The following is a 16,683-nucleotide window of genomic DNA, read 5'->3' on the forward strand; positions in this document are numbered from 1 at the left end:
GAGCAAGGCAACATGGGTATTTTCGATTTCATCAAGAACGCCGGCGAAAAGATTTTCAAGCCGGGCGAGGCCAAGGCCGAGGATGCCATCGTCAAGCACATCAACAGTTACGGGCTGGACATCAGCGGGCTGAAGGTGGAAGTCGATGGCGGTACCGCGGCCATCGAAGGGCAGGCCAGGGACATCGCCACCCGTGAGCGGGCGGTACTGGTGGCGGGTAACGTCGATGGCATCGAAAAGGTCGATGACCGCATGACGGTGGCGGCGGCTGCCGCGGCGGTATCCGGCGGTACCGATTTCAGCGCGGTGACGGGCGGCTCCTCGGCCACGGTTGGCACCGGTGGCGGCGAGTGGAGTTCGCGTACGTACACGGTGCAAAAGGGCGATACGTTGTCGAAAATCGCCAAGGAAATGTACGGCGATGCCAGCAAGTACCCGGCCATCTTCGAGGCCAACAAGCCGATGTTGAAGGACCCGGACAAGATCTACCCGGGTCAGGTGCTGCGCATTCCGGCCGACAACTGATCGAACCCCGATCTCGGAAAAGCCGCTCCACGAGGGCGGCTTTTTCGTGCGCGGCTTGTTCTTGGCGTGTCGCCGGCATCCGGCACGATCGGCCCGGGGCGATGTGCCGGCGTGTGGCGGAGTGGGGTTGGCGATGCTTTTCCAGATTTGGCATGCAATCGCGCCATGAGCGGGCATGGAAGCACGACGGCCGGTCCGCGGGGATGAGGAGCGATCGACATATTCGTCCACGGGAAGACAAATGACGGTTTCGCCAATGCTCTACCACCTGTAGAGTTTGACGGGAATTATTGGCGGAGTGCTTTCGGGTATGCGTCGGACGCCAGTCATGCTGTCGTTCGGTAAGTCCGCCTTCATTAACTGTCATATTGTTACAGGAGTTTTCCGATGACCGCAACAATACGAACCGATTTGCAAATTCTGCTTCCCGACGTTCCCGATCAGGCCGATGCCTGCGTGGATCGTCTGGTTCAGGAACTTGCCGGTCGCAATGGAATTGAGCGGGTGCACGTGCGACAGGCCGAGGGCGACACGCCCGCGCAACTGTGCGTGCACTATGACGCGGACGCGTTGCCGCTGGCCCGTATCCGCGAACTGGTCGAGGCCGCTGGCGCGGGCATCAGTGGCCGCTACGGGCATGTCGTGTGGAAAGTGGATGGCATCGGCCATTCGCGCCGCGCGCGCGGCGTGACCGAGCGGCTTCAGGCGCTCGATGGTGTGCTGGAAGCGCAGGCCAGCGCCGCCGGCCTGATTCGCGTGGAGTTCGATCGCTCCCGTATCCAGGAGGCGCGTATTCTTGAGGTACTTGCCGATTTGCGCGTCGAGCCGGTGGAAAAGCAAGCCAGCGACGCCGGCGTCGACCAGGAGGCGCCCAGTGTCGGTGCCGGTGCCGAGGTGCGTGAACACTCGGCCGATGATGGGCACGATCATGGTCACGGCGGGCCGCTGGGCCGCAATACGGAACTGATCTTCGCCTTGCTGTGCGGCGGCCTGCTGCTGACTGGCTATCTGAGCGAGCGTTTTTGGGCCGGCCTCCCGTCCTGGTGGCCATTGGCATGCTACATCGGTGCCTATTTCTTCGGTGGTTTCTACACGCTGCGCGAGGCCATCGACAATCTGCGCGCGCGTCGTTTCGAGATCGACACCTTGATGCTGGTCGCGGCGGCGGGTGCCGCGGCGCTGGGTTCCTGGGCCGAAGGCGCGCTGCTGCTGTTCCTGTTCAGCCTTGGGCATGCGCTTGAGCACTACGCCATGGGGCGCGCCAAGCGCGCCATCGAAGCCCTGGCCGAACTTGCGCCGAAGACCGCCACGGTGCGTCGTGGTGGACAAGTGCAAACGGTGCCGGTGGAAGACCTCACCATTGGCGACGTGGTGCTGGTCAAGCCCAACGAGCGCCTGCCGGCCGATGGTTTCCTGGTGGCGGGTAATTCCACAGTGAATCAGGCACCGGTCACGGGCGAGAGCATCCCCGTCGACAAGCGGCCCGTCACCGATCCGGCGATGGCCCGCGAGCGGCCCGATGGCGTGGAAGCCGCTTCGCGCGTGTTCGCCGGCACCATCAACGGCAGCGGTGCGATCGAGGTGGAAGTGACCCGCAAGTCCACCGACTCCGCATTGGCGCGCGTGGTTCGCATGGTCAGCGAAGCGGAGACGCGAAAATCCCCCACGCAACGCTTCACCGACCGTTTCGAGCGCGTTTTCGTGCCTGCGGTGCTGCTGCTGGCCGTGGTGTTGCTGTTCGCTTGGGTCGTGGTGGACGAACCGTTCCGTGACAGCTTCTATCGCGCGATGGCGGTGCTGGTGGCCGCCAGCCCCTGCGCGCTGGCCATCGCCACGCCAAGCGCGGTGCTTTCCGGCATCGCCCGGGCCGCGCGTGGTGGCGTGTTGATCAAGGGCGGCGCGCCTCTGGAGGAACTCGGCTCGCTGAAGGCCATGGCGTTCGACAAGACCGGCACGCTGACCGAAGGCCGTCCCCGCATCACCGATGTGGTGCCGGTCGATGGCGTCACCGAGCAGGAATTGCTGAAGGTCGCGGTCGCGGTGGAATCGCTGAGTGACCACCCCCTGGCCGCCGCCATCAGCCGCGATGGCCGAGAGCGGCTGGGCGACGAGGCCATCCCGCCCGCCGGCAACCTGGAAAACATGGTGGGCCGCGGCGTGAGCGCTCGCCTGGGTGACGAGACGGTCTGGATCGGCAAGGCGGAGATGTTCGGAAGCGACGGAATCGCACCGCTGGGCGCGTCGGCCACGGCCGCCATCGACCAATTGCGCCAGGCAGGCCGCACGACGATGGTCATCCGCCAGGGCGACCGCGATCTTGGCGCCATCGGCTTGCTCGACACCGCGCGCGATGGCGCCCCCGCGGCGCTGGCGCGCCTGCGTGAGCTGGGCATCTCGCGGATGATCATGATCTCCGGCGACCATCAGAAGGTGGCCGAGGCTATCGCCAAGGACGTGGGGCTGGATGAGGCCTGGGGCGATTTGATGCCCGAGGACAAGGTCGAGGCGATCCGCAAGTTGCGCGACGAGGACAAGGTGGCGATGGTGGGAGACGGCGTCAACGACGCGCCCGCCATGGCCAATGCCACCGTCGGCATCGCCATGGGGGCGGTCGGCTCGGACGTGGCCCTGGAAACGGCCGACGTCGCGCTGATGGCCGACGACCTGCGCCACCTGCCCTTTGCCGTCGGCCTGAGCCGGCACACGCGCGGGATCATCCGCCAGAACGTCTTCGTGAGTCTGGGCATCGTTGCCTTCCTGGTGCCGGCGACCATCCTCGGGATGGGCATCGGGCCGGCCGTGGCCATTCACGAAGGCTCCACGCTGCTCGTCGTGTTCAACGCGCTGCGCCTGCTGGTCTACCGCGACAAGGAGGCGGGCTAGTGATGTCCGCCCCGGGGGCGCATCTGCCGCCCGAAACCCGCATCGGCGCCGTATGGCGGCGCCGATGGAAGCATGGCCGTCATGCCCGCGCAACGGACATCGCGTTGGCGTTGCCGGCACGGCGGCCTTCCGCTGGCAAGGCGCCGTGCCGAAGCCGCGTCCCCGGGACGCCCGATTTCTTCGCCCCCCTTGCCACGAATCCCTTGGGCGTCTAACATTTCGCTCCCTTCGGGCGGTTAGCTCAGCGGTAGAGCACTACCTTGACATGGTAGGGGTCACAGGTTCGAACCCTGTACCGCCCACCACGAAAACCCTGGAACATGTGGCTTTTCGTGAGATTTGGAATAACCCGGCCATCGTGCCGGGTTATTCGTGGCCGCACGCCAGGGCAAGTGCATTCGCGCGCTTCAATGACCTGGCGGGCGTGATGACCAAGACCGAAGTCCCCAAGCGGTTCCCAGCCCGGCTCGTCGCATGGCGCGGATCCCCGGAGAGCCGCGAGACCCGCGAGCGGCACCTGTGCTTCAGTGGCTTCTTCCCGTGGCCGAAGGCGGCGCACCGGCGGCGACCGAGTTCCGCTCCACTGGATATCCGCAAGAGGACTTCGGTGGTTCGACTTCGAAACGCATCGACGCGGCGCAACTGGAACGCTCCCGTCGGGCGGGGCGCCGTTCTGGCTTGTCCCGTTGAAGCGGCCGGCGCTAGAATCGCGGGAGCTCCGGCGCTGCGCCGGGCGCGGTCGAACAAGGTGGCCCGCGGAAACGCCGGTCGAGCGTGTGACATGAACACTACCCACGTCCAACCCTGACTTGCCGACGCATTTCATCCGATGAAAGGCGCCGCGGCGCCTTTTTCGTGTTTCAGTCCCTACGATTTCCGTATCTCCATGATCAACATCACGCTCCCCGACGGCTCCCGTCGCGAATTCGAACATCCCGTTTCCGTCGGCGAGGTCGCCGCATCGATTGGCGCGGGCCTCGCCAAGGCCGCGTTGGCCGGCAAGGTCGATGGTCAACTGGTCGACACCGGCTTCCGCATCGACCGCGATGCCGAACTCGCCATCGTCACCGACAAATCGCCGGAGGCGCTCGACATCCTTCGCCATTCCACCGCCCATCTGCTGGCGCAGGCCGTGCAGCGCTTGTATCCGGGGGCGCAAGTCACCATCGGCCCGGTGATCGACAATGGCTTCTATTACGATTTCGCCTACGAACGTCCGTTCACGCCGGAAGACCTGCCGGCGATCGAAGCCGAGATGCAGAAGATCGTCAAAGAGAATCTGCCGGTCAGTCGCAGCGTGAAATCGCGTGACGAAGCCGTGGCCTTTTTCAAAGGCATGGGCGAGGCTTACAAGGCCGAAATCATCGAATCGATCCCGGCGAACGAGGACTTGTCGTTGTATTCGCAAGGCGAGTTCACCGATCTCTGCCGCGGCCCGCACGTACCGGCAACCGGCAAATTGCGCAGCTTTAAGTTGATGAAGGTGGCCGGCGCCTACTGGCGTGGCGACCATAACAACCAGATGCTCTCGCGTATCTACGGCACGGCTTGGTTGAACGACAAGGATCTGAAGACCCACCTCACCCAGATCGAGGAAGCCGAGAAGCGCGACCATCGCAAGATCGCCAAGGCGCAGGATCTGTTCCATTTGCAGGAGGAAGGGCCGGGCTTGGTGTTCTGGCATCCCAAGGGCTGGTCGATCTGGCAGGTGGTCGAGCAGTACATGCGCGGCGTCTATCGCGAGACCGGCTATGGCGAGGTGCGCTGCCCGCAGATCCTCGATGTCTCTTTGTGGCAGAAATCCGGCCATTGGGACAATTACCAGGACAACATGTTCTTCACCGAGTCGGAGAAGCGCACCTACGCGCTGAAACCGATGAACTGTCCCGGCCACGTCCAGGTGTTCAACCAGGGCCTGCACAGCTACCGTGATCTGCCGATCCGTTATGGCGAATTCGGTGCCTGCCATCGCAACGAGCCTTCCGGTGCGCTGCACGGCATCCTGCGCGTGCGCGGCTTCACCCAGGACGATGGCCACATCTTCTGCACCGAAACACAGATCGAATCCGAGGTCGCCGCCTTTCACCGGCAGGCGCTCAAGGTCTATTCGGATTTCGGTTTCAGCGACATCCAGATCAAGATCGCGTTGCGGCCGGAATCGCGCCTTGGCGACGACGCCACCTGGGACAAGGCCGAGGACGCACTGCGCTTGGCCCTGCGCGGAGCGGGGGTGGAATGGGAGGAATTGCCGGGCGAGGGCGCCTTCTACGGTCCCAAGATCGAGTACCACCTGAAGGATGCCATCGGCCGTACCTGGCAGCTCGGCACCATGCAGGTGGATTTCATGATGCCCGGCCGGCTGGGTGCGGAATACGTGGACGAGCACAGCCAGCGTCGCCACCCGGTGATGCTGCACCGGGCCATCGTTGGCTCGATGGAGCGTTTCATCGGCATTCTCATCGAGCACCATGCCGGCCAGTTCCCGGCCTGGCTCAGCCCCGTGCAGGCGATGGTGATGAACATCACCGATGCTCAGGCCGAGTATGTCGAAGGTGTCCGAAAAACCCTTTCGGATCAAGGTTTCCGGGTCGATTCCGATTTGCGGAACGAGAAAATCGGCTATAAGATTCGCGAGCACACGCTACAGCGCGTGCCGTACCTTCTCGTGGTCGGGGACCGCGAGAAGGAGAACGGCCACGTCGCGGTGCGCACGCGCGGGGGCGAAGACTTGGGCTGCATGAGCATCGAAGCCTTTGCCGAGCGCCTGCGTGCGGAGCACGCGCCACGGGCGCGGCCCGCCGCGTGAGCAAGCCCGGCCCGTGATGAGAAACGCGGGCCGGCTCGATTCCTTTCGGAGATTGCAATATCAGCACGTTCGATTCGAAGCAGAACCGTCGTAACCATGAAATCCGCGTGCCGCGCGTGCGCGTGATCGGCAGCGACGGTGAAATGATCGGTGTCCTCTCGCGTGACGAGGCCTTGTCCATGGCCGGGGAGGAAGAACTCGATCTGGTCGAGATTCAGCCCAATGCCGACCCGCCGGTCTGCAAGATCATGGACTTCGGCAAGTTCAAGTTCGAGCAGCAGAAGAAGGCCAACGAAGCCAAGAAGAAGCAGAAGCAGGTCGAGATCAAGGAACTCAAGTTCCGCCCGGTCACTGACGAGGGCGACTACCAGATCAAGCTGCGCAACATGCGTCGTTTCCTTGAGGAAGGCGACAAGGTCAAGGTCAACATCCGTTTCCGCGGCCGCGAAATGAGCCACCAGGAGCTGGGCCGCGAGATGGCCGCCCGGATCGAGGCCGACCTTGGCGAGGACATCGTGATCGAATCCCGCCCGCGTCTGGAAGGCCGGCAGATGGTGATGATGATCGCACCGAAGAAGAAGTGACGGCGGCGGCCCGGGCCGCCAGCAGTCGTTTTTCTTTCCCGCTAAAGATAGTCAAGGCGCTATAGAGTGCCGGGGAGTGCGCGCCATGTGAAGTTCCCATGGCGCCAGTTAACTTGTCTGAACACTTTACCCACGCTTGATGTGTTATGAATGCGGCACCCCTAATCGTCGAGGGTGCGGTCATGCCGAGATCGATGTTGTTGCCGATGGTGATTGTCCTGGGGCTGTCGCCTTCGTGGTGCGACGCCGCCGGCCCTGTCAACGGAGAGCAGAAGATGTCCAGCGCGGATGCGGAACAGGTATTCCTCCAACCAGCGGTTGCCGAACTGGCGCGCGCGGTGGCGAAAGGCGACGAGGTGGCGATCCGGCGCCTTGCCCCGCAGGCCGATCTCAATGCACAGGGGCGCGATGGCGTCACTTTGCTGGAATGGGCGGTATTGAACAAGCGTCCCGGCTCGCTGAAAGCTTTGCTTGAGGTGGGTGCCAATCCGTCGCAGCAGGGGCTGGATGGTGAGACGGTGATCCACTTGGCGGCGCAGGCGGACGATCTGGTCTATCTGCAAACCTTGTTGAAGGCGGGGGCCGATGCCAATGCGCTCTCACGTAGCCAGACCAACGCCCTGGTCTCGGCGCTGGATGCGGCGAGGAAGGACCACCTGTCGATGCTGCTGGAGGCGGGCGCCAAGCCCGACCAAGCCAATCTGGTGGGTTACACGCCGCTGCATGCCGCCGCCATGTTGCGTGATTACGATTCGGTTCTGGTGCTGCTCAAGCATGGGGCCGATCCACGGGCGCGCAGCAAGAACGGTGCGACTTTTCAGAGTTTCGTTTTCCCGGATGCCAAGCGCGTGCCGCTGAATGCCAAGGCCAAGGAGGGACAGCGCGAGATACGCGCCTGGCTGCTGGCGAACGGCGTTGAAGCCGAAGGCAGGCCGCAATGAACGCCGTGGTTTCGCCTACCCATGGCGGCACGCTCGCCGAGCGGCTGCATGGCACCGAGCCGAAACCGCTCGACGTGGTGATGCCGAAATTGATCTACGACATCTACGATTACGACGGCAACGGGCGTCTGGATGGCGCTTTGGACTGGCGTCCCTTGCGCGACGAGGAGCTGCGCGCATACGGTGTCGATCCGGCGTTGCAGGTCAACAAGAAGAATGGCCTGCTCTCGCAGGTCTATACCGACGACCAGGGCAATTTTGCCCTGGTCTATGCCGGCTCCAACGAATTCAAGGACTGGATTCCGACCAATTTCGGCCAAGGTCTGGGTTTCGAGACCGCGCAATACAGCCAGGCGATCCGTCTTGCCCAGGAGGCGCAGAGAGCCTTCGGCGACAATCTGGTCTTGAGTGGGCAGTCGTTGGGCGGCGGGCTTGCCGCTTCGGCTTCCATGGTGACTGGCGTTCCGGCGTTGACCTACAACGCTGCCGGCGTTCACCGCCGGACAGTGGAAAGGTTCGGGGTATCGTTCGACGAAGCCAGGGAGATCGCCGCCGCGGGCAACATACGCAGCTACCGCGTCGATGGCGACATCCTGACCCAGGTGCAGGAAAAAACCCCGATTCTGCGGTCGATGATGCCGGATGCCGTGGGCGTGCAGATCGATCTTCCCAACCCTTATCCCGACGTGCCGGTGACAATCAAGCAAGGCGTGAAGCTGCACCTGATCCATGCGGTGATCGATTCGATGGATCAACGCTATCCGGAATGGCGTCCACAGCGGGAGGATGCGCTTCAGCGTGACGGTGACGGATTACTGTTCCGAGAGCCTGGAAAAGGCGGGGTGGAGGATCGTTCCGGTCTTGGACGACTCACGCCCGGCGGTCATCCGGGCAAGCCTTTGGAGGAACCGCCGATTCGCCTGCTCGACGACCCTTCACACCGCGACCATGCGCTCTACCGGCAGTCCTACGACGGGCTCCGGCAATGGGAGGAGGCGCGCGGTGTCGTATCCGGTGGCCATACGGTGAACTTGGCTGGCGCATTGGCGGCCGAGTCGCGCCATGCCGGTGTGCGCAATATCGACCAGGTGTTGGTGAGCGATGACGGCAGCCGTGCGTTCGCCATGGAATACGATGCGAGCAAACCGGATGGGCGGAATCTGGTGATGGTGGAAACCTCGCAGGGTGTCCATACCTCGCTGCTCCAGAGCAGCCAGCGTGCCGAGGCCGAATACCAGCAGGCGCTGTCCGCCTCCACGGCGCAGGCCGAACAACAGGCGCATCAGCAGCAGACCATGCCGCGCGGTCTCTGAACAATACGAAAGGCGTACAGGGGCGCCGGGCGGCTTCGGCGTCGTGATCGAAAGCTCGGCGAAGTGGGTGCGTCCCACTTCGGCGGGGCGGCCTTATGGGACATCGGGTGTGTTGCCGGTGGGCCACTCCGCGGGCAGCCGAATGATCGAATGAGTTGTGGGGCTGGCGCGCGCCTCGTGCCGATGACGACGTTGCATCGTCCGGCCGGGTGGCGCGCCGTTCCCTGTATGGCCGCGTGCTGAAAATTTGATTTGGATCAAATTCATGGCATCATGCCAGCAATTTCAGTAAATTCTGAAAATTCGGAAATAGACATGCTGAGTCCCTTGGTTCAGGGTTTTGTGCTGCATTTCGGCGAGATGGGCAGTCGCTGGGGCATCAACCGCACGGTCGGGCAGATCTATGCCTTGCTCTTTCTGTCGCCGCGCCCGCTCAATGCCGACCAGATCGGCGAGGCGCTGGGTTTCTCACGTTCCAACGTCAGCATGGGGCTGAAGGAATTGCAGAGCTGGCGGCTGGTGCGACTGCAACACTTGCAAGGGGACCGTCGCGAGTATTTTTCCGCGCCCGAGGATGTCTGGGCCATCTTCCAGACCCTGGCCGCGGAGCGCCGCAAACGCGAGATCGAGCCGACGCTCAGCGTGCTGCGCGCCGCCTTGCTGGAATCCCCCGAGGCAGCCGACGACCGTCACGCCCAGACGCGCATGCGCGAGATGCACGAATTGATCGAACTCGCCACTGGCTGGTTCGACGAATTGCAGCGCATGGATCGCGAGCGCCTGGTCGAGCTGATGCAGCTTGGGCGCAAGGTAGGCAAGTTGCTGGACGTGCGCGACCGTTTCATTGGAGGAGGAAAGTCAGATGACTGAAGGACTCGATCCACTATTGCTGGCACGCATTCAGTTCGCCGCCAACATCAGTTTCCACATCCTGTTTCCGACCATCACCATTGCGCTGAGCTGGGTGCTGCTTTACTTCAAATGGCGTTGGAATCGCAGTGGCGACGCGCGTTGGATGGATGCCTATGGCTTCTGGGTCAAGGTGTTCGCGTTGTCGTTCGCGATGGGTGTCGTCAGCGGCGTCACCATGAGTTTCCAGTTCGGCACCAACTGGCCGGGCTTCATGAACACCGTCGGTAACATTGCCGGACCGCTGCTGGCCTACGAGGTGTTGACCGCGTTTTTTCTTGAAGCGGCCTTCCTCGGCATCATGCTGTTCGGATTCCGCCGGGTCGGCAACCGCATGCACACGCTGGCGACGCTGCTGGTGGCCGGTGGCACCCTGTTGTCGGCATTCTGGATTCTGGTGCTGAACTCGTGGATGCATACTCCCACGGGTTTCGAGTTGCGCGAAGGCGTGGCGCACGTCACCGACTGGTGGGCGGTGGTGTTCAACCCATCCATGCCTTACCGCTTGGGGCATACGGTGCTGGCTTCGTTCCTGACCGTGGCCTTCCTGATTGCCGGCCTCTCGGCTTGGCGTTGGCTGCGCGGCGATCGTGGCGCCGACGTGACGGCGGCGATGCGTACCGGCGTATTCCTCGCGATGGCGCTGATCCCTTTGCAGATTTTCATCGGCGACTTGCATGGCCTTAATACGCTGGAGCACCAGCCAGCCAAGATCGCCGCCATCGAATCGGTCTGGGAAACCGAACGCGGGGCGCCGCTCGTTGCCTTCGGTTTGCCCGATGAAGCCGCGCGCCAGACCCGTTATGCGGTGGAAATCCCCAGGCTCGCTTCACTCATTCTCACCCACGATTCCGATGGCCAATTGCGCGGGCTCTCCGAGTTTGCCGGCGAACATCCGCCGGTCGCGCCGGTGTTCTTCGCCTTCCGGCTGATGGTCGGGATCGGCGTGCTGATGCTGCTGGTGGGGATATGGGGCGCATGGCGGCTGTGGCGGCGCGGCGAGCCCACCTCCTGGCTGGCGCGCGTTCTGGTGGCGATGACCTTTTCCGGTTGGGTCGCGGTGCTGGCCGGCTGGTATACCACTGAGGTCGGCCGTCAACCGTGGCTGGTGCAGGGGGTGTTGCGTACCGCCGATGCGGCTTCGACCGTGCCGGGCACGCAGATTGGCCTGACTCTGGCGGGCTACCTGGCCGTCTATGCGGTGTTGCTGGCCGCCTATCTCGGAGCGCTGCGCCATCTCGCCGCCAAGGCGGTGGCCGAGCGCGGAAAGCCGGAGGCCGAAGGGCCGCCAGTGATGGCTTTCGTCGCCGATGAGACGACGACGGTCGAAGACGCCGGGACGATGACCCTGGGCAAGGAGAAACACGATGATTGATCTGACCACCCCCGCCGGCTGGCTGCCGCTGGCCTTCCTGGCGGTGATGGGACTGGCGATGCTGCTTTATGTGCTGCTCGATGGCTTCGATCTCGGCGTCGGTATTCTGATGCGCGGCGCGGGCGATGCCGAGAAGGACCTGATGCTCGCCTCGATCGGCCCGTTCTGGGATGCCAACGAAACCTGGCTGGTGTTGGGCGTGGGGGTGCTGCTGGTGGCGTTTCCCGCCGCGCATGGGGAAATCCTCGGCGCCCTCTATCTGCCGGTGGCGCTGATGCTGTTCGGCCTGATTCTGCGCGGAGTCGCTTTCGATCTGCGGGTCAAGGCCGATCTGCGCCACAAACCGTGGTGGAATCGCGCCTTCTTCATCGGCTCGTTGAGCGCCGCGCTTTCTCAAGGCTACATGCTGGGCCTGCTGGTGATGGGGTTCGATAGCGGTTTCTGGGCGCATGCGTTCGCCGCCTTGATCGGCTTGTGCGTTGCCGCCGGCTACGTCCTGCTGGGAGCCGGCTGGTTGATCGTCAAGGCCGAAGGCGCGCTGCAAGCGAAGGCGGTGAACTGGGCACGCTGGGCGTGGTGGGGGACCGCGCTGGGTGTCCTGGCGGTTTCGGTGGCCACGCCGATGTTGTCGCCCTACGTCTTCGACAAATGGTTCACGCTCGAGCGCCTGCCGCTGCTGGCGCTGGTGCCCATTGCCACCGCGATATTGTTTTTCGTGCTTTGGCGCAGTCTGAGTCGGTTGCCGCTGCGGCTGGCGGCTGGCAATGAATACGGTATCTGGGTGCCGTTCGCGGCCGCGGTCGGCATCTTCGTTCTGGCGTTTTATGGCTTGGCCTACAGCCTGTTCCCGTGGCTGGTGGTGGACCGGCTGAACATCTGGGATGCGGCGGCGGCGCCGGAATCGCTGATGGTGGTTTTCATCGGCACCTGCGTGGTGCTTCCGGTGATTCTGGCCTACACGGTGTTCGCCTACCGGGTTTTCGGCGGCAAAGCCGAGGCGTTGGATTACGGCTGGATAGAGCCCGAGGCCGCGCCGGATCGCCCGGCTTGCGGGCGCGATGGAAAGTCCGCATAATGCCTGGCTCTCCGCCTCCGGGCGGGGAGCAGGACCCGCCTGTCGCCCTGGCGACAGGCCCATCACCGATCAGGGCAGGGAAGGAAAGCGCGGTTGCCACCGCCGCCTCGGTCAGTCGACACATTCAAAGGGAATCACCATGCCGAAGATCAAATCGCATCGTGCTGCCGGTAAGCGGTTCAAGAAAACCGCCAGCGGCAAGTTCAAGCGTGGCAGCGCCAACCGCAGCCACATCCTGACCAAGATGGCCACCAAGCGGAAGCGCAACCTGCGCCAGCCGGCTTATGTGCGCTCCGAAGACGCCGGCCGCATCGCGCGCCAGCTGCCCTACGCCTGAGGAGGACTGAACCATGGCACGAGTCAAGCGTGGCGTCACCGCACGTCGCCGTCACAAGAAGATCATCAGCCAGGCGAAGGGCTACTACAACGCCCGCCGCAAGGTTTTCCGCGTCGCCAAGCAGGCGGTCACCAAGGCGCAGCAGTACGCCTACATCGGCCGCAAGCTGAAGAAGCGTCAGTTCCGCAGCCTGTGGATCGCCCGCATCAACGCCGGCGCGCGCGCCAACGGTCTGAGCTACAGCCGCTTCATGAACGGCCTTTTGAAGGCCGGCATCACCCTCGACCGCAAGGTGCTGGCGGACATCGCCGTACACGATGCGGTCGGCTTTGCCGCACTGGTGGAAAAGGCCAAGAGCGCCCACGCCGCCTGATCGTGCCCGCGCGCTGCATGCGCGGGTTGCCGACGAGTCGTACCGACGGGGAAGGGCGCGAGTCCTTCCCCGTTTCCTTTTGTCATCTTCCAACCGGCGTTACCCTCTTCCGATGAGTGAAATCGACACCTTGCAATCCGCGGCGCTGGCCGCCATCGCCGCCGCCGATGCGCCCGATGCGCTTGAAACGCTGCGCGTTTCCCTGCTTGGCAAGTCCGGCAGGCTGACCGCGCAACTCAAGACGCTGGGCGCATTGCCGCCCGAGGCGCGCAAAGCGGCCGGCGAGGTCATCAACCGCGCCCGTGACGCGATTGCCGATGCGCTGGCCGAGCGTAAGGCCGTGTTGGCCGCTGCCGCGCTCGATACGCGCCTGGCCAGCGAATCCATCGACATCACTCTGCCGGGACGCGCTGGCGAGACGGGCACGCTGCACCCGCTGACGCGCACCATGGAGCGCATGGTCTCGATCTTCGGCCAGATGGGCTACGAGGTGGCGGAAGGGCCGGAAATCGAGGACGACTGGCACAACTTCGAGGCGCTGAACTTTCCGCCGCACCACCCGGCGCGCGCCATGCACGATACCTTCTACTTTCCCGATGGTCGCTTGCTGCGCACGCACACCTCGGGCGTGCAGATACGCTACATGCTCGATCACGTCCGCGCCGAGCGGGAGCCGCCATTGCGGATGATCGCGCTCGGCAAGGTCTACCGTTCCGATTCCGACCAGACCCACTCGCCGATGTTCCATCAGCTCGAAGGTCTGCTGGTGGACGAGCGTGCCACCTTCGCCGACCTCAAGGGCACGATCGCGGAATTCCTGCGCGGTTTCTTCGGGCGGGATTTCGAGATGCTGTTCAAGCCGACCTATTTCCCCTTCGTCGAACCCGGCGCGGACGTGGTGATCCGCTGGGAAATGGAGGATGGCGCCTCGCGCTGGCTGGAAGTGCTGGGCTGCGGCATGGTGCATCCGAATGTGCTGAAGGCGGTCGGTCTCGACCCCGAGCGTTACACCGGCTTCGCCTTCGGCATGGGCGTGGAGCGCTTGGCCATGCTGCGCGAGGGCGTCAACGACTTGCGCGCCTTCTACGAGAACGACGTGCGCTTCCTGCGCCGTTTCGCCTGATTTGCGTTCCGCCCGCCCGCGGCGGCATCCATCTTCCATCACGATGATATCTGTGCCATGAAATTCTCCGAAAATTGGCTGCGTGAGCATGTCGCCACCGACATCGACACCGCCGCGCTGGAACGCCGCCTGACTATGATCGGGCTGGAAGTGGAAAGCATCGAGGCGCTCGGCGTCGCGCTGGACAAAGTGCTCGTGGCCGAGATCGTTTCCGCCGCCAAGCACCCGGAAGCCGATCGCCTCCAGGTCTGCGAGGTGGAGGCCGGCGCGCACGGCCGGTTGCAAATCGTCTGCGGCGCGCCCAATGCGCGGGCGGGCTTGAAGGTGCCGCTGGCAATGGTGGGCGCGAAGCTGGGCGAGATGGTCATCAAGACGGCCAAACTGCGTGGCGTGGAATCCAGCGGCATGCTGTGTTCGGCCAAGGAACTGGGCCTGGACAATGATGCCTCCGGGCTTCTGGAGCTGCCTGGCGATGCCCCGGCCGGCACGCCGCTGGCCGATTATCTCGGCCTGCCGGACAACGTGATCGAGCTGGGCCTGACGCCCAACCGCGCCGATTGTTTCTGTATCCGCGGCATTGCCCGCGACCTGGTCGCGGCGACCGGCGGCGAACTTTCCGCGTTGGAGATCGAGACCGTCGCGCCGGTCATCGATAGTGCGATGGTGGTGGAGTTGAATGCCGGCACCGATGCGTCGCGTTACGTCGGCCGCGTCATCGAAGGGGTGGATGCCGGCGCGCGTACGCCATTGTGGATGGCCGAGCGCCTGCGTCGCAGCGGCATTCGTCCGGTCAGTTTCCTGGTCGATGTCACTCAGTACGTGATGCTGGAACTGGGCCAGCCGATGCACGCCTTCGACCGCGACCTGCTGCGCGGGCCGGTTGGTGTGCGCCGTGCGCGCAAGGGCGAAACGCTGAAGCTGCTGGATGGTCGCGACGTGGCGGTGGATGACGAATTCCTGCTGATCACCGATGCCGACAAGCCGGTGGCGTTGGCCGGGGTGATGGGCGGCTTCGACAGCCGGGTGAGCGACGCCACCCGGAACGTCTTCCTGGAAGCCGCGCATTTCGCGCCCGAGGCGATCATCGGACGTTCGCGCAAGCTCGGCCTGCATACCGATGCCGCGCACCGCTTCGAGCGTGGCGTCGATCCCGAACTGCCGCGCATCGCCATCGAACGCGCGACGAAGCTGATCCTCGACATCGCCGGTGGCCAGCCCGGTCCGGTCGTCGAGGCGGTCGACGCCGCCGGCCTGCCGAAGCCCGCCTCGATCGGGCTGCGCCGTGGCCGCATCGCCCGGGTGCTGGGCATCGACATCGCCGATGCCGACATCGAACGCATCCTGGGCGCGCTTGGCTTTGTTTTCGCTGGCGATGCCGAGGGTTGGCGGGTGACGCCGCCGACCCGCCGTTTCGACATCGCCATCGAAGAGGACTTGATCGAAGAGGTCGCTCGTATCCATGGCTACGACCGCATCCCGGTCAGGTTGCCGGGCGGCGCGGCGCGCGTGGTCGCGCCGGATGCCGGGCGGGTGCCGGAATGCGATCAGCGCCGTCAGTTGGCCGCGCGCGATTGGCAGGAGGCGATCAATTACGCCTTCGTCGATGCCGGTCTGCTCGCCAAATGGCAGGTCGAGGGCGGCGTGGCGCTGGCTAATCCCTTGAGCGCCGAATTGGGCGTGATGCGGCCGATGCTGCTGCCGGGCCTGACGGCCGCGCTGGGGCGCAATGTGGCGCGCCAGCAATCGCGGGTTCGCCTGTTCGAAATCGGTCGCGTCTTTGCCGCGCCCGCCGCGGCTGGTGAGGCGCCGGTGGAAATCGAACGCATCGCGGCCGTTGCCTGTGGTCATGCGGTAGCCGAGCAGTGGGGCTTGGCCTCGCGTCCGGTCGATTTCCACGATCTCAAGGGCGATCTGCAATCGCTGGCGGCCCTGTCCGGTGCCCGGCTGGCGTTCAGTCGTGGGACCGAAGCCTTCGGGCACCCGGGCCGCTCCGCCGACGTGTATCGCGACGGCCGGCGCATCGGCTGGATCGGCGAACTGCATCCCGGCCTCTGGGATGAGCTTGGCATCGGCCTGCCGGTGGTCGGTTTCGAACTGGATCTGGCCATGCTGGCGCGTCGCGGCGCACGTCGGGCCGAGGCTTCCTCGAAATTTCCCTCGGTTCGCCGGGACCTGTCCCTCCTGGTACCCGAGGCGGTCGAATGGCAGGCGCTGGCCGATACCGTCCGGCAGGCGGCGGGGGGGCTGCTGCGCGACTTGCGCCTGTTCGACCGCTATGTCGGCAAAGGGGTCGATTCAGGTTTCAAGAGTCTCACTATGGGCTTGATTTTGCAGGAGGAATCACGCACGCTGACCGAGCTTGAAGTGGACGAAGTGGTGGCCAGCGTGATCGAAGCGCTGGCGCGCGAACATGGTGCCAATATCAGGGGATGAGTGGCG

The 16,683-nt window shown here is 64.3% G+C and carries 13 protein-coding genes and 1 tRNA gene; all 14 read left to right on the forward strand.

What is annotated here, in order from left to right; genetic code table 11:
- Nucleotides 1-12: 12 nt before the first annotated feature.
- The 14 genes from EBB59_RS14515 (at nucleotide 13) to pheT (ending at nucleotide 16,677) form a co-directional block, all read left to right on the forward strand.
- The gene (locus tag EBB59_RS14515; RefSeq protein WP_122100499.1) at nucleotides 13-525 is read left to right on the forward strand and encodes a LysM and BON domain-containing protein; all 513 of its coding nucleotides are present in this window, start codon (nucleotides 13-15) and stop codon (nucleotides 523-525) included.
- Between the two features lie 387 nt (nucleotides 526-912).
- The gene (locus EBB59_RS02180; RefSeq protein WP_122100500.1) at nucleotides 913-3,408 is read left to right on the forward strand and encodes a heavy metal translocating P-type ATPase; all 2,496 of its coding nucleotides are present in this window, start codon (nucleotides 913-915) and stop codon (nucleotides 3,406-3,408) included.
- Between the two features lie 230 nt (nucleotides 3,409-3,638).
- A tRNA-Val gene (locus EBB59_RS02185) sits at nucleotides 3,639-3,713 on the forward strand.
- A gap of 581 nt (nucleotides 3,714-4,294) precedes the next feature.
- A complete protein-coding gene (gene thrS, locus EBB59_RS02190; protein ID WP_122100571.1) occupies nucleotides 4,295-6,214 on the forward strand; it encodes a threonine--tRNA ligase in 1,920 nt (639 codons plus the stop codon).
- A 59-nt stretch (nucleotides 6,215-6,273) separates the two neighbouring features.
- Nucleotides 6,274-6,798, forward strand: a complete 525-nt coding sequence (gene infC / locus EBB59_RS02195; RefSeq protein ID WP_245978951.1) for a translation initiation factor IF-3 — start codon at nucleotides 6,274-6,276, stop codon at nucleotides 6,796-6,798.
- 182 nt (nucleotides 6,799-6,980) lie between these two features.
- On the forward strand, nucleotides 6,981-7,739 hold the full coding sequence (locus tag EBB59_RS02200) for an ankyrin repeat domain-containing protein (RefSeq protein WP_158601688.1): 759 nt from the start codon (nucleotides 6,981-6,983) through the stop codon (nucleotides 7,737-7,739).
- On the forward strand, nucleotides 7,736-9,052 hold the full coding sequence (locus tag EBB59_RS02205; protein WP_122100503.1) for a Tle-like phospholipase domain-containing protein: 1,317 nt from the start codon (nucleotides 7,736-7,738) through the stop codon (nucleotides 9,050-9,052). The genes EBB59_RS02200 and EBB59_RS02205 overlap by 4 nt, the downstream gene beginning before the upstream one ends.
- A 315-nt stretch (nucleotides 9,053-9,367) precedes the next feature.
- Nucleotides 9,368-9,922, forward strand: coding sequence for a GbsR/MarR family transcriptional regulator (locus EBB59_RS02210; protein WP_122100504.1), 555 nt, complete (start codon nucleotides 9,368-9,370; stop codon nucleotides 9,920-9,922).
- Nucleotides 9,915-11,336, forward strand: a complete 1,422-nt coding sequence (locus tag EBB59_RS02215) for a cytochrome ubiquinol oxidase subunit I (protein ID WP_122100505.1) — start codon at nucleotides 9,915-9,917, stop codon at nucleotides 11,334-11,336. Before EBB59_RS02210 ends, EBB59_RS02215 begins: the two co-directional genes overlap by 8 nt.
- On the forward strand, nucleotides 11,329-12,411 hold the full coding sequence (locus EBB59_RS02220) for a cytochrome d ubiquinol oxidase subunit II (protein ID WP_122100506.1): 1,083 nt from the start codon (nucleotides 11,329-11,331) through the stop codon (nucleotides 12,409-12,411). Before EBB59_RS02215 ends, EBB59_RS02220 begins: the two co-directional genes overlap by 8 nt.
- A gap of 139 nt (nucleotides 12,412-12,550) precedes the next feature.
- Nucleotides 12,551-12,748 (forward strand): 50S ribosomal protein L35, encoded by a 198-nt coding sequence (gene rpmI / locus EBB59_RS02225; protein ID WP_122100507.1) that lies wholly within the window; start codon nucleotides 12,551-12,553, stop codon nucleotides 12,746-12,748.
- A gap of 13 nt (nucleotides 12,749-12,761) precedes the next feature.
- Nucleotides 12,762-13,121: a 50S ribosomal protein L20 gene (gene rplT / locus EBB59_RS02230; protein WP_122100508.1), complete on the forward strand. Its 360-nt coding sequence runs from the start codon at nucleotides 12,762-12,764 to the stop codon at nucleotides 13,119-13,121.
- 112 nt (nucleotides 13,122-13,233) lie between these two features.
- Nucleotides 13,234-14,244 carry a phenylalanine--tRNA ligase subunit alpha gene (gene pheS, locus EBB59_RS02235; protein ID WP_122100509.1) on the forward strand — a complete coding sequence of 337 codons (1,011 nt, stop codon included), beginning with the start codon at nucleotides 13,234-13,236 and terminating at the stop codon, nucleotides 14,242-14,244.
- A 57-nt stretch (nucleotides 14,245-14,301) separates the two neighbouring features.
- The gene (gene pheT / locus EBB59_RS02240) at nucleotides 14,302-16,677 is read left to right on the forward strand and encodes a phenylalanine--tRNA ligase subunit beta (RefSeq protein WP_122100510.1); all 2,376 of its coding nucleotides are present in this window, start codon (nucleotides 14,302-14,304) and stop codon (nucleotides 16,675-16,677) included.
- Nucleotides 16,678-16,683: the final 6 nt, after the last annotated feature.

The organism is Solilutibacter pythonis, from assembly GCF_003697345.1.
GTDB lineage: Bacteria > Pseudomonadota > Gammaproteobacteria > Xanthomonadales > Xanthomonadaceae > Solilutibacter > Solilutibacter pythonis.

Excerpts from the sequence above, each read along its gene's own strand:
- EBB59_RS02210 (WP_122100504.1), top strand. The coding sequence starts at position 9,368 with ATGCTGAGTCCCTTGGTTCAGGGTTTTGTGCTGCATTTCGGCGAGATG.
- EBB59_RS02180 (WP_122100500.1), top strand. The coding sequence starts at position 913 with ATGACCGCAACAATACGAACCGATTTGCAAATTCTGCTTCCCGACGTT.
- EBB59_RS14515 (WP_122100499.1), top strand. The coding sequence starts at position 13 with ATGGGTATTTTCGATTTCATCAAGAACGCCGGCGAAAAGATTTTCAAG.
- EBB59_RS02220 (WP_122100506.1), top strand. The coding sequence starts at position 11,329 with ATGATTGATCTGACCACCCCCGCCGGCTGGCTGCCGCTGGCCTTCCTG.
- EBB59_RS02200 (WP_158601688.1), top strand. The coding sequence starts at position 6,981 with ATGCCGAGATCGATGTTGTTGCCGATGGTGATTGTCCTGGGGCTGTCG.
- rplT (WP_122100508.1), top strand. The coding sequence starts at position 12,762 with ATGGCACGAGTCAAGCGTGGCGTCACCGCACGTCGCCGTCACAAGAAG.
- rpmI (WP_122100507.1), top strand. The coding sequence starts at position 12,551 with ATGCCGAAGATCAAATCGCATCGTGCTGCCGGTAAGCGGTTCAAGAAA.
- EBB59_RS02205 (WP_122100503.1), top strand. The coding sequence starts at position 7,736 with ATGAACGCCGTGGTTTCGCCTACCCATGGCGGCACGCTCGCCGAGCGG.
- thrS (WP_122100571.1), top strand. The coding sequence starts at position 4,295 with ATGATCAACATCACGCTCCCCGACGGCTCCCGTCGCGAATTCGAACAT.
- pheT (WP_122100510.1), top strand. The coding sequence starts at position 14,302 with ATGAAATTCTCCGAAAATTGGCTGCGTGAGCATGTCGCCACCGACATC.
- EBB59_RS02215 (WP_122100505.1), top strand. The coding sequence starts at position 9,915 with ATGACTGAAGGACTCGATCCACTATTGCTGGCACGCATTCAGTTCGCC.
- pheS (WP_122100509.1), top strand. The coding sequence starts at position 13,234 with ATGAGTGAAATCGACACCTTGCAATCCGCGGCGCTGGCCGCCATCGCC.